Source organism: Aeromonas sp. S11(2024), assembly GCF_041402345.1.
In the GTDB taxonomy this organism is placed as follows: Bacteria; Pseudomonadota; Gammaproteobacteria; order Enterobacterales; family Aeromonadaceae; genus Aeromonas; species Aeromonas veronii.
On sequence record NZ_JBGLRC010000006.1, the window covers coordinates 19831 to 31952 of the forward strand.

Sequence of the window (12122 nt, forward strand, 5' to 3'; positions counted from 1 at the left end):
ACAAGCACGACAATGGCGCGAGGGGAAACAAGAGGTTACAGTGCCTAATATGACGCCTTGGTAACTTGTGATACAAGTCGCATTTTTGGTGCTGAGGATAAATAACCGAACAAGGACTCCCCGTGTTGACCGTACGTGCGGCCCGAACCGATGATCTGGGCGCCATCGTTAATCTGGAACGCTACTGTTTTCCTCCCGAAGTCGCCTTTGGCCGCAGCCGCTGGCACTATCTGCTGGCCCACGCCAAGGGGCGCACCCTGTTGCTGCTGGACGAGAAACATCAGCTGATGGGCTATCTCTGCCTGCTGGAGCACAGAGGCTGGGATCGGCTGGTCATTCAGGCGCTTGCCATCCGCTGGACGGTGCGTCGTCTGGGCTGGGCCCGCCGTCTGCTGGAGCAGGTGATCCGCGAGGGCAAGGCCGCTGGCTGGGGGGCGATTCGCCTCGAAGTGGGGGACGCCAACGAAGAGGCGCTGGCGCTCTATCAGGGATTGGGATTTCGTCCCCAGCAGCGGCTGGCGGACTACTATGGCCGCGACCAGCACGCCCACCGGCTGGTGCTGCCGCTGGTGAGCGACGAGGAGCGTGAGCGGCGCAGAGTGGCTCGCACTCAGGCGCGCAAGCCGTCTTCACAGGCCAACTGATCATGTTGAACGAGCAGAATTGAGGAGCAGGATGAGCTGCGACAACTGTCTTGCCACCGCCATCAGGGCCAAGCTGGGGCGCTGTCCGGTCTGCGCCATCCAGACCTTCATCATCGGCCTGAGTGGCTGGCTGGTCTGGTGGTGGTGCGGCGCCGACACCTCGGTCAACGCCCTCACCGGCCTGCTGTTTGCGCTGGGTGGCTCGGGCCTGTTGCTGCTCCATCTGGTGGTATTTGTCTGGCGCAAGGCGACCGGACGTGAATTGAGCGATGAATGAATCTTAATAGATTCAAAAAGATAAATAACAATATCGGTGTAGATATGGAGGTTCAGATGATTGCAATGGTAACGGGCGCATCGTCCGGTTTTGGTGAGTCTATCAGCCGCCAGCTGGTGCAGGCGGGCTACAAGGTGATCGGCACCGGTCGCCGTGCCGAGCGGCTGGCTGCGCTGGCTGACGAGCTGGGCGAGCAGTTCCTGCCGCTGGCGTTCGACGTGCAGGACAAGGCGGCCACCCGCGCCGCCATCGCCGCTCTGCCAGCCGAGTGGAGCGAGGTGGATCTGCTGGTCAACAACGCCGGTCTGGCGCTGGGGCTGGAGCCGGCCCACAAGGCGGATCTGGAAGATTGGGAGCAGATGATTGCCACCAACATCTGTGGTCTGACTCTGCTCACCCGCCTGCTGCTGCCGGGCATGGTGGCGCGCAATCGCGGCCATGTCATCAACATCGGCTCCATCGCCGGCACTTACCCCTATCCGGGCGGCAACGTCTACGGTGCCACCAAGGCGTTCGTGAAGCAGTTCAGCCTCAACCTGCGTGCCGATCTGGCGGGCACTGCCATTCGCGTCACCAACGTGGAGCCTGGCCTGTGCGGCGGCACCGAGTTCTCCAACGTGCGCTTCCACGGTGACGATGCCAAGGCGGCCTCCGTCTATCAGGGGGTGGCGGCGATCCAGCCGGAAGATATCGCCAATACCGTGCTCTGGATTAGCCAGCAGCCCGCCCACGTCAACATCAACAGCATCGAGATCATGCCGGTGGCGCAGACCTTCGGCCCGCTCAATATCAGCCGTCGCTGATCGCTGCATTGGCTGAAACGAAAGAGGCTCCCGTGGGAGCCTCTTTGCGTTGGCGAGCCGATTACAAGCTCATGATCTTCTTGAACTCCTCCGGCGAATACTTCTTCTCGGTGCGCTTGGTCAGATCCGTCATCAGCTTGTAGCGCAGCGTTTTGGCCATCTGATAGGTCTGCTCCAACTGGCCATAGGAGTAGTCGGCGGCCAGCCCGATGGCGGTAACCTTGTCGCTGGCATAGGCCTGCTTCAGGCTCTTGTCGAGCAGGGCTACCTCCTTGTAGAGCTTGCTGCTCTCCTTGCTCCAGACGCCGCGCAGCAGCGGCAGGTACTTGTCCGGATCGGCGCTGGCCAGCGCGGTCAGGCTGCGGAACTGCCAGTAGGCGGAATCATCTGAGTAGCTGTCGCTGCCGGTGCGATAGGGCAGGGGGTAGGATTCCAGGGTGTTGTAGAGCGGCACCATCACAGATTCGGCCAGCACGCCGTAGCTCTGCCAGATCAATCCCTGCAGCTCTTTGGGCATCTCCTTGCGCAGCTGGATGACGTGGGATTCGAGCTGGCGATCGATGCGGATCGGCCGCTCCGCCTTGCCCGCCAGCGGCGTGCCCTCATAGGTGGCGCTCAGCAGCCTGGCCACGTCCGGCACGGCGATGGGGGCATCCGGCTTCATAAAGAGCGGATATTGCGCCTGCCGGGTCGGCTGCGGATGGCTGGCGGTCAGCATTTTCTGGCCGAGCCACTCCCGATCCACGTTATACGGGTCAGCGATGACCCCGAACGCCTTGGCGAAGTTGAACTCTTTCGGGTCGGCGTTATCCAGCAGTTTGTGCTCGCGTACAAACTCCAGCAGCTTGGGCGAGTGCAGCACATCGGCGCTGTCGAGATTGATGCCGTGGATGCGCAGGCCGTTGGCCACCATGGCGTAGCTGTCGTCCGGCACCCGTACCGCAATCCAGTGGTGGCCGGAGCCGATCTCCATCAGCCAGGCCTCGTTCACATCAGCCAGATAGAGGCTGTTGCCCTCACCGGCGCCATATTGCTCCACATAGCGGCCAAGCAGCTCGACCCCCTCTTTGGCCGTCTTGGCCTGCGGCAGGATCAGGGTCGGGATGATGGCTTCAATCACTCCCTTCTCGATCAGCGGATCGGCTTTTTGGGCCTTGTCGTTGACCTCGGCACTGGTGGTGGCCGAAATGGCGACGTTGAACTCGTTGATGCCGCGCTCTTCATAATATTTGCCTGCCGGGTCGCTGGTTGTGGCATCCCAGTCGTGGATGGCGGAGTAGGCGAAAAATGCCTTGGGCATCGGCACTTCCAGCCCGTTGCCCAGCTTCCAGAGTTTGCCCTCGTTCTGCTGCGCGGGCCGGAAGGCGAGGTACTTGTTCCAGTTGTTGACGCCAAAATCCTCGTTTCTGGCGATCATCACGCTGCCATCGGCACTGGCTCCCTTGCCGACGATAAGGCCGGTACAGGCGTCGGCACTGGTGCCAAGCAGGGTGAGCAGGGTGGCGGAGAGAAGACTCAAGGTGTGTTTTTTCATAGTTATGCCCGAAAGGTTGCGGTGAGTGAGAGTCAGACGAGGGGGATGAGGTGTGGGGAGGCTGCAACTCCGAACTGGCAGCGGAGCGAGCACGGCAGATTGGTCTGCCTGTTATTGGTTTTACGAACAGATCATCCATGACACGGCTGGCTGGTTGTGATGTGCGCCAAAATTGTATGCCTCGCTGGTTGTTTATTTTGTGATCAAACGGCTGTTCCTGACTTTTCTCTGGCATCGTGGCGCGTGGACGGCAAAATGTGCCAAAACAGCGTGAACCGGCAGCAGATGAGTCATGATTCTGACGCCTGCTTGCGAGGGATGCGTGGTGAGATCCGCCATATCTCTGGATCTCGCACTATCTGACAAGTTGGCCTGTAACTTGCTGGTTTAATTGATAATGGTGGGGCATGACGCCCCATGTGACCGGATCAGCCTGTGCCCATTGCCGCAGATGCCACCGAATTGGAGCCCCCATGGATATCAAACCCTACAGCCAGCAGCTTGCCCAGAGCGCATCCAACAACCGCGCCCTCGCCACCCTCAACAGTGCCAGTAGCGGCGGTCAGGGTGGTGGCTGGGAGGAGATGGTCAGCCTCTCCACCCAGCGCATGACCGGCCAGGCCCAGCAGGTGCTGACCTACGAACATCTGGCCAAGAACAACAAGTTGCCACCGGCGCTGGATATGAGCTCCGACAAGGGGGGCGTGGTGCAGCAGCTGGTGGACAAGGCGCTTGGCTTCGATCGCAAGAAGTTCAACGAGATCGAAGAGAAGCTCAAGACCATCGCCGATAACAAGAAGCTGACCCCGGAAGAGCGTGCCGAGCAGAGCAAGCCGCTCAACGAGCAGAAAGATGCGATGCTGAAAGAGGCGATGGATCGCCTGACCGGCAAGAAGAGCTCATCCAAAGATGAGGCCAAAACTGCCTGATCCTGCCGCTGTTCTGAGATCTACCCGGTCGGCACCGATGGGCCAGTGTCGACCGCCGATGGGCAAGCTTCTGCCACCTCTTTTGACCTCACCTCTCCACAGGCGCACAATGTCCGCGCATTGAGCCAGTCGAGGAGTCCGCCGTGTACAACTTCCAATATGCCAATCCGACCCGTATCTGTTTCGGCGAGGGGCAGATCGCCAGCCTGCCCGAACTGATCCCGCCCGGCAGCCGGCTGCTGGTGCTCTACGGCGGAGGCAGCATCAAGCAAAACGGCGTCTATGAGCAGCTGACCCGGGCGCTGGAAGGGGTGACGTGGCAGGAGTTTTCCGGCATCGGCGCCAACCCCAGATTCGAGCTGTTGATGGAGGCGGTGGCGCAGGTTAAACGCGATCGCATCGACTTCCTGCTGGCGGTCGGCGGCGGCTCGGTAGTGGATGGCACCAAGTTTGTTGCGGCCGCCGCCTGCTACGAGGGGGATGATCCCTGGGATATCTGCGGTAAACAGGCGAGTGTGCACAAGGCGCTGCCGATGGGCTGTGTGCTGACCCTGCCAGCCACCGGCTCCGAGAGCAATCCTACCTCGGTGGTGAGCCGGGGGGATGTGAAGATCTCCTTCAGAAGCCCGCTGGTGCAGCCGCAATTTGCGGTGCTCGATCCGGCGACCACCTACAGTCTGCCGCCGCGCCAGACCGGCAACGGGGTGGTGGATGCCTTCGTCCATATTGCCGAGCAGTACCTCACCTTTCCGGTCGGCGGCGAGGTACAGGATCGGCTGGCGGAAGGTTTGCTGCAGGTGCTGGTGGAGAACGGCCCCAAGGCGCTGGCGGAGCCGACCAACTATCAGGTGCGGGCCAATCTGATGTGGGCGGCCAGTCTGGCGCTCAACGGGCTTATCGGTTGCGGAGTGCCGCAGGATTGGGCCTCTCACGCCATCGGCCATCAGCTGACGGCGCTCTACGGGCTGGATCACGGCCAGAGCTTGGCTGTGGTGCTCCCCTCACTGCTGCGTGAGCGGGCGAGCCAGAAGCAGGACAAGCTGGCCCAGTTTGCCGAGCGGGTGTGGCATTCGACCCGCGAGGACAAGGCCCTGCGCATCGAGGAGGCGATCATCCGCACCGAGCAGTTCTTCCAGAAGATGGGATTGGGTACCCGGCTGGCTGACTATGGCCTCAGCGAAAGTTGCATTCCGGCGGTCTGCTCCAATCTCAAGCGGGTGGGGCGCACCGCGCTCGGTGAACAGCAGGATATCGACCCGGATCGGGTGGCACGCATTCTCGCCCGCGCGCTATAAGCCGGCGCCGGTTTGTTTCCTAATAAAAAGGGCCGCTTGTTGCGGCCCTCTTGCATCACGGGTTAGCCGATCACTCGGTACGCGCCTTGAGATAACCGGCGTAATCCGGGATCTGTACGCTGAATGCCTGCCGCATATGGGGGCTGTCCATGATGAAATCGGCGGTCGCCTCGTTGGTGGCGACCGGGATGTTCCACACCGCAGCCAGCCGCAGCAACGCCTTCACGTCCGGATCGTGTGGCACCGCATTGAGGGGATCCCAGAAGAAGATCAGCACGTCGATCTTCCCTTCGGCGATCAGGGCGCCGAGCTGCTGGTCGCCCCCCATGGGGCCGGAGAAGAGGCAGGTGATGGGCAACTGCGCCTTCTTGCCGAGCATGGTGCCGGTGGTGCCGGTTGCATAGAGGTGGTGGAGCTTGAGCTCCTCCTTGCGGCGCATCACCCAGTTCAGCAGAGGGGTCTTCATGTTGTCGTGAGCCACCAGTGCCACCCGTTTGTGGGGTGCCATCTCGCGTGCAATCTGTTCCATGGAAATCGTCCGTAGCATTGTTATTGAAAGAGAGTCGTATCCTAATCGAAAGCCATGACAGATGCTGTGTCGGGCGTATTAACTGTGATCCTGTCGAAAAGTTTTCGGGTCATGGCTGCTCAAATGAAGAGACCCGCGCTGGCGGGTCTCTTTGCTTGCTGGCCTGCTGGCCTGCTGGCTCAGGAGCCGTGGTGCAGTTGCGACTGCTGGTAGTTCTCCAGCCCGATGCGATCGATAAGGTCTAGCTGGGTCTCCAGCCAGTCCACATGCTCCTCTTCATCCTCCAGAATCTCCTGGAACAGGTCGCGGCTGATGTAGTCCTGCACCGACTCGGCGTAGGCGATGGCTACCTTGAGGTCGGGGATGGCATCCATCTCCAGTGAGAGGTCGCAGCGCAACATCTCTTCCACCGTTTCACCGATACGCAGCTTGCCCAGATCCTGCAAATTGGGCAGCCCTTCGAGAAACAGCACGCGTTTGACCAGCTCGTCTGCGTGTTTCATCTCATCGATAGACTCGTGATATTCCTTGTGCCCGAGCGCCTTGAGGCCCCAGTCATCGTAGATGCGGGCGTGCAGGAAGTATTGGTTGATGGCAATCAGCTCATTGGCCAGTACCTTGTTGAGGTGGGCAATGATCTTGGGATCTCCTTTCATCGACAGTGCTCCTTGGTTCGTGCCTGAGGCTTCGATCGTTAGAGCTTAGTCCAGAAAAGTGACAACAAGAGGTCTGGCGAGCCAGCTCGCCTGAGAAAAGGGGTGACCCTGTTGGCGGGTCGCATCAGAAAAGAGGTGTTCGGATCAGGCCACTTCGTAGTAGAGCACGGGTTGCTCCTGCTCCATCCTGTCGAGTTCGGCGGCGATGATCTCCATTGTCATGCGCACGCATTTGCCACATTGGGCGCCCACCTCGAGCGACTGCTTGAGTTGGCGGAACTCGCTTTTACCTGACTGCACCGCTTTGCGGATCTGGGTATCTGTGATGCCGCGGCACAAACAGACGTACATGATGGTCACCTCTTGTGGAATGAGATGAAATCTAAATGAGAATGGTTCGTAGTGCAAATAACCATTGGTAATAAGATCCCCTGCTTGCCACTGTGCAACCCCTTGGGGACAATGCTGGCAACCAGAGGAGATCACCATGCTCAAGAAACTGTTCAGCGCCCTGTTCGGGGGCGAGCCGACCAAGGCGCCGGAAGTCACTCCCACCGAATATGCCGGCTATCTCATCTATCCGGAACCCATGGCCGAAGGTGGCCAGTACCGACTGGCAGGGCGCATCACCAAGGAGCTGGATGGGGTGCTGCAAACCCACCGTTTCATCCGCTCCGATCTGTTTGCCAATCCGGCCGATGCCGAGCGTTTCATGGTGCAGAAGGCCCACACCTTTATCGATCAGATGGGAGATCGCATGTTCGAACCCCGTAAATCGGCTGACAGCCAAGCTTCATGACACTGCAAGAGGTCACCCTGCTGCGCGAGGCGCTGGCCCGCGCCGGTGAGCGGCGCCTGATCTGGCTGGAGGGGAAGGAGGGCGAGTGCATTGCCCGCGCCCAATCCCTGCTCGGCGAGACCGTCTTCTGGCTGGGTGCCGGGCCCGAGTGTTATGCCCCGCAGCCCGCCGCCAAGGCGCTGCAGCGGCTCGGTCAGGAGTGCGACACGCTGGTGTTCAACGCCTTTAGCGGTTTTCACCCCGACGCCTTCGGGGCGCTGGCTGGCACTCTATGCGCCGGTGGCTTGCTGTTGCTGCTGACCCCGCCAAGAACACAGTGGCCTGCATGGCCGGATCCTGACCGGATCCGGCTGGTGGCCCAGCCGGAGGCGGCGGGTCGGGCCGGTCACGGCTTTATCGCCCGGCTGGTGCGGTTGCTGGAAGGTGATCCCGCCCTCTCTCTGGAGCCGCCGGTTTGCTCGCAGCCGTGGCAACCGATTGGGCCGGAGCGCAGGCTGAGCTGCGATCAGACACGGGCACTGCCCGCCATCCACAAGGTGTTGCACGGCCATCGTCGTCGGCCGCTGGTGCTGAGCGCCGACCGTGGCCGTGGCAAGAGTGCGCTGCTGGGGCTGGCTGCCGCCGAGCTGCTGCGCCAGCAACCCTCGCTGAACATAGTGGTGACGGCCCCCTCACAGGCAACAGCAGCGACCCTGTTTGCCCACGCCGCTCGCGGGCTAGATACTACTCCTGACCAGCTGGCAGGGCTGAGCTACTGCTCGCCGGATCGGCTGGTGCACGAGGCGATGAATCCCGATCTGCTGCTGGTGGATGAAGCGGCTGCCATTCCGACCCCGCTGCTCGAGGCCATGCTGGCCCGCCACAGCCGCATCGTGTTTGCCACCACCGAGCACGGTTACGAGGGGACGGGGCGCGGTTTTCACCTGCGCTTCAAGCGGGTGCTCGATAGCCAGACCCCGGAGTGGCAGGAGATCCACCTCTCTGAGCCTATTCGCTGGAGTAAGCGCGATCCGCTGGAGCCGCTGATTTTCCGCCTGCTCGGCCTCAATGCCGAAGTGGCAACGCCCTTGCCGCCGACCAGCCCGAGCTGGCGTCTGGTCAATCAGGAGGCACTGGAGAGCGACGAGACGTTGCTCAAGCAGCTGTTCGGCCTGCTGGTGCTGGCTCACTACCAGACTACGCCGAGCGATCTCAGATCCCTGCTGGAGAGCCCGGATCTCGACATCCATCTGCTGGAGCAGGACGAGAGCCTGCTGGGTGTGGCCTTGGTGGCGCGGGAAGGGGAGATAGAGCCCGAGCTGGCCGAGGCGATCTGGGCCGGGCGCCGCCGTCCGCGCGGCCATCTGCTGCCCCAGTCGCTGCTGGCCCACGCCGGTTTCAAAACGGCGGGGGGGCGCAGCTACGCCCGGGTGATGCGTATCGCCATCCATCCCGAGCTACACCGCCACGGGTTGGGGTCGCTACTGCTTGGCAGGCTTGAAGAACATTATCGTCAGGCGGGGATCGACTACCTCGGCTCGGCCTTTTCGGCCAGCGCCGACCTGCTCCCCTTCTGGCGCAAGGCCGGGCTGGAGGTGCTGCGCATCGGCCTGCAGCGGGATGCCGCCAGCGGCTGCCACGCAGCCCTGCTGCTCAAAGCGCTGAAACCCGAACATGAGATCGAGTTGAATCAATGGCAGCAGCGTTTTGTACGCCAGCTGCCGACCCTGCTGGCGGGTGAGTTGAAAGGATTGGATCCCGAGCTGGTATGGCAATGTCTGCAAGGCTGCACCGCTACCGCAGCGGAGCTTGGCGAGTACGAGCGCGATGAGGTTGAGTGCTTTGCCCTGCATCACAAGCCGTTTGAACTGAGCCAATCCAGCCTGCAGTTGTGGTTGGCGCGCAATCTGGCTGTGCTGGCTTCACTGACTCCTGAAGAGCGTTATCTGCTGATCGCCACCATCTGGCAATATGCCGACTGGGGAATGCTGGCCGCGAGGTTGCAACTGGCGGGCAAGCCCGCCGTGATCAAGAGGTTGCGGGCACTGCTGGCGCGTCTCTTGAGTTCCTCTACCACTCGATAGGTTTGCCCTGCCAGTCGAGAAAGCTCAGCTCGCCATCCGGCTGCAGCCGGCTCATCAGGTTAATCAGATGGTCGGCTACCAGTTCGGGACTCTGCACATTTCCTGGCGGTACATTGGCGTGAAACGGGCGAGAGAGTTGGGTATCCACTGTGCCGGGATGGAAGGCCAGCAATTTGACGCCGGGGGCCCGCCGGGCCAGCTCGATGGCGGCACACTTGAGCAGCATGTTGAGGGCGGCCTTGGATGCGCGATAGCCATACCAGCCGCCCGCTCGGTTGTCGCCAATGCTGCCGACCCGAGCGCTGAGAACGGCCAGAGTGCAAGGCTCGCGGCCAAACAGCGGTAACAACTGGCTGATCCAGCGCAGCGGCAGCAAGGCGTTGGTCTGGTAGAGGCGGGTCATGGCATCCAGATTGATTGCTTCGAGTCGCTTCTCTGGCTGGATCTCCCCCTGATGCAGGATGCCGTTGCAGATCACCACCCGATGGGGTCTCGGCGCCAACTCCGCGATGCGGGCTACCGCAGTTGCCATCTGCTCATCGCTGTAATCACAACATAGCCAGTGCAGGGCCGGCGAAGAGGCTCCTGCTGGTGCGGGTTGACGACTGATGGCAATCACTGGCCCGACACCCGCCGCCAACCAGTGTGCGACCAGCGCCGCCCCGATACCGCCAGAAGCGCCAATCACGACGATACCTTCACTCATCTCAGGCTCCTTGTGGGTGCATGATGGATTTCACCATCCGCCAATGTTGTCCTGATTGGCAGATACGATCGTGCCAGCCTGCGGGATCAAGCGGTTAAGGCTGCAATCTTGCCGAGATCCGAGCCGCTGGGTGAAATCCATTCCTATACTGAGGGAAAACCGCAGCGGTCTGCTGCCCGCGCAACCAGAATGAGAGTCACCATGATGTCCAAAGATGGGGAAGAGCGTAAATCTATCCTGACCGAAAGTGGCACCAACGAGCTTGAGATCATCGAGTTTCACCTCAAGAAGCAGCTACCGGACGGTCGTGAAAAAACCGCTTATTACGGGATAAACGTCGCCAAGGTGCGCGAGGTGATCCGGGTGCCGGAGACCACAGATTACCCCAATGCCCAGCGTCATATGGTGGGGGTCTTCTCCCTGCGGGATCGCCTCATCCCGCTGGTGGATCTGGCGGGCTGGCTCGGCATCAAGACCAACCCTGACCCCAGCCACAAGGTGGTGATCGTCACCGACTTCAACAAGATGGCCAACGGCTTTCTGATCGATAGCGTCAGCAGGATCCACCGGGTATCCTGGGAGGATGTGGAGTCCCCCAGCCAGTTTCTGGAAGCGGGGGAGAACGACTGCGTGGTGGCCGTGGTCAGGCGCGATGGCAACCTCATCATGATCCTCGATTTCGAGAAGATCATCGCCGATATCAACCCCGAGCTCAGCATGGAGAAGTACGACGTCACCCAGGATCGCAAGGTGCTTATCGACGATCGCATGATGGCGCTGCGCCAGGGCAAAACCATTCTGGTGGTGGACGACTCGGCCTTTATCCGCAAGATGATCGAAACCACCCTGCGCACCGCTGGCTACAACGTGATCACGGCCAAGGATGGGGGAGAGGGGCTGGAGATGATGACGGATTTCGATCGCCTGGCCCAGGAGGAGAGAATGCCGGTGACCGGCTTCGTCAATGCGGTGATCACCGATGTGGAGATGCCGCGCATGGATGGCATGCACCTGCTCAAGCGTCTGCGGGACACCCCCTCCTACAAGGAGATGCCCATCGTGATGTTCTCCTCTCTGATGAGCGATGACAACCGCCAGAAAGCGCTGCAACTGGGGGCCAACGATACCATCACCAAGCCCGAGATAGGGCGCATGGTGGGGATGATGGACCATATGCTGCTGGGGATTGCCCCGCCCTCGCCCGCCAACAACATCTGACCTGCCGTTAACTTCCAATTAGCCGGTCGAATCCACTGACCGGTGCCTCAAGCGGCCACTCCTTGCCAAGGGGTGGCCGCGCGGTTTTGGCTGTTTGCTGAGATCCCGACGCCCCTTGTCTCCCGGATATGATTCATGTAATGATAATTATTATCATTTGTTGGTGTGAAGCATATGACAGCAACCTGGGTGAAGGGGTGGGTCGAGTCGACCGAAGGTGGCAGCAGCATGAGTCACTGGAAACAGCAGACCAGAGAGGGCAACCGGCTGTTTGACTGCGGCGAGTATCATCAGGCGTTGGCCCATTATCAGCAGGCGCTGTGGCTGGCTCGTCAGCAATTGGTGCAGTGGCACGATGCCGATGAGGCGGTGGCGGCGCTGGTTGTGGCTCACCACAATCTGGCGGATCTGTTGGTGGCCATGACCCTGCCCGATCGCGCCGCCGACCTGCTCTGCTATGTGCACGATTGCCTGCTGGCGACCTGTCACTCCCCCGCTTGCTCCTCTCGCCTGCGAGAGGCTGCTTTGCGCCATACCCGCACAACCCGTGCCGAGTTGCTGACGTTCGTACAGCGCCACGGCAGCCACGCCGGGATCATGCGTTCGCTCGGTCACTGCCTGTGTCAGAGCGAGCCCTCATCCCTGCTCCATTAATCCACACAGAGGTCA

General features: G+C 61.1%; 14 protein-coding genes. 9 read left to right on the forward strand and 5 right to left on the reverse strand.

Features of this window, described 5'->3' with window-relative positions; genetic code table 11:
- The first annotated feature begins 122 nt into the window (after positions 1-122).
- From ACB040_RS07240 to ACB040_RS07250, 3 genes are read left to right on the forward strand one after another with little or no spacing between them, the layout of a single operon-like run.
- Positions 123-644, forward strand: a complete 522-nt coding sequence (locus ACB040_RS07240) for a GNAT family N-acetyltransferase (RefSeq protein WP_021231662.1) — start codon at positions 123-125, stop codon at positions 642-644.
- Positions 645-675: 31 nt separating this feature from the next.
- Complete coding sequence (locus tag ACB040_RS07245; RefSeq protein ID WP_042053656.1) at positions 676-921, forward strand: DUF3624 family protein; 246 nt, start codon at positions 676-678, stop codon at positions 919-921.
- Positions 922-977: 56 nt separating this feature from the next.
- On the forward strand, positions 978-1724 hold the full coding sequence (locus tag ACB040_RS07250) for an SDR family oxidoreductase (RefSeq protein ID WP_338772710.1): 747 nt from the start codon (positions 978-980) through the stop codon (positions 1722-1724).
- A 61-nt stretch (positions 1725-1785) separates the two neighbouring features.
- Here ACB040_RS07250 and ACB040_RS07255 read toward each other — a convergent pair whose 3' ends face one another.
- Entirely contained in the window at positions 1786-3258 is a 1473-nt protein-coding gene (locus ACB040_RS07255; RefSeq protein WP_338772708.1) for a C69 family dipeptidase, read from the reverse strand.
- A gap of 473 nt (positions 3259-3731) precedes the next feature.
- Here ACB040_RS07255 and ACB040_RS07260 point away from each other — a divergent pair, with 473 nt between their 5' ends.
- Together ACB040_RS07260 and ACB040_RS07265 are read left to right on the forward strand one after the other, a co-directional pair.
- Positions 3732-4187, forward strand: coding sequence for a hypothetical protein (locus tag ACB040_RS07260; protein WP_181222615.1), 456 nt, complete (start codon positions 3732-3734; stop codon positions 4185-4187).
- A gap of 143 nt (positions 4188-4330) precedes the next feature.
- Positions 4331-5482 carry an iron-containing alcohol dehydrogenase gene (locus tag ACB040_RS07265; RefSeq protein WP_058057916.1) on the forward strand — a complete coding sequence of 384 codons (1152 nt, stop codon included), beginning with the start codon at positions 4331-4333 and terminating at the stop codon, positions 5480-5482.
- Positions 5483-5552: 70 nt separating this feature from the next.
- On the opposite strand, the gene ACB040_RS07270 is transcribed toward ACB040_RS07265, so the two are convergent.
- The 3 genes from ACB040_RS07270 to ACB040_RS07280 form a co-directional block, all read right to left on the reverse strand.
- Positions 5553-6011, reverse strand: coding sequence for a methylglyoxal synthase (locus tag ACB040_RS07270; protein WP_005363178.1), 459 nt, complete (start codon positions 6009-6011; stop codon positions 5553-5555).
- Positions 6012-6190: 179 nt separating this feature from the next.
- Positions 6191-6667: a bacterioferritin gene (gene bfr, locus ACB040_RS07275; protein WP_005354959.1), complete on the reverse strand. Its 477-nt coding sequence runs from the start codon at positions 6665-6667 to the stop codon at positions 6191-6193.
- A 144-nt stretch (positions 6668-6811) separates the two neighbouring features.
- Positions 6812-7018, reverse strand: a complete 207-nt coding sequence (locus tag ACB040_RS07280; protein WP_042081881.1) for a bacterioferritin-associated ferredoxin — start codon at positions 7016-7018, stop codon at positions 6812-6814.
- A 136-nt stretch (positions 7019-7154) separates the two neighbouring features.
- Between ACB040_RS07280 and ACB040_RS07285 the strand changes: the two genes are divergently transcribed.
- Together ACB040_RS07285 and ACB040_RS07290 are read left to right on the forward strand one after the other, a co-directional pair.
- Complete coding sequence (locus ACB040_RS07285) at positions 7155-7466, forward strand: HlyU family transcriptional regulator (protein ID WP_042081878.1); 312 nt, start codon at positions 7155-7157, stop codon at positions 7464-7466.
- Positions 7463-9529 (forward strand): GNAT family N-acetyltransferase, encoded by a 2067-nt coding sequence (locus ACB040_RS07290; protein WP_338772702.1) that lies wholly within the window; start codon positions 7463-7465, stop codon positions 9527-9529. Before ACB040_RS07285 ends, ACB040_RS07290 begins: the two co-directional genes overlap by 4 nt.
- On the opposite strand, the gene ACB040_RS07295 is transcribed toward ACB040_RS07290, so the two are convergent.
- On the reverse strand, positions 9516-10235 hold the full coding sequence (locus ACB040_RS07295; RefSeq protein WP_201904311.1) for an SDR family NAD(P)-dependent oxidoreductase: 720 nt from the start codon (positions 10233-10235) through the stop codon (positions 9516-9518). The two genes, ACB040_RS07290 and ACB040_RS07295, sit on opposite strands and share 14 nt — an antisense overlap.
- Before the next feature lie 201 nt (positions 10236-10436).
- Between ACB040_RS07295 and ACB040_RS07300 the strand changes: the two genes are divergently transcribed.
- Positions 10437-11453, forward strand: a complete 1017-nt coding sequence (locus tag ACB040_RS07300) for a chemotaxis protein (RefSeq protein ID WP_005335957.1) — start codon at positions 10437-10439, stop codon at positions 11451-11453.
- Positions 11454-11627: 174 nt separating this feature from the next.
- Positions 11628-12107, forward strand: coding sequence for a tetratricopeptide repeat protein (locus ACB040_RS07305; protein WP_236289894.1), 480 nt, complete (start codon positions 11628-11630; stop codon positions 12105-12107).
- The last annotated feature ends 15 nt before the right edge of the window (positions 12108-12122 follow it).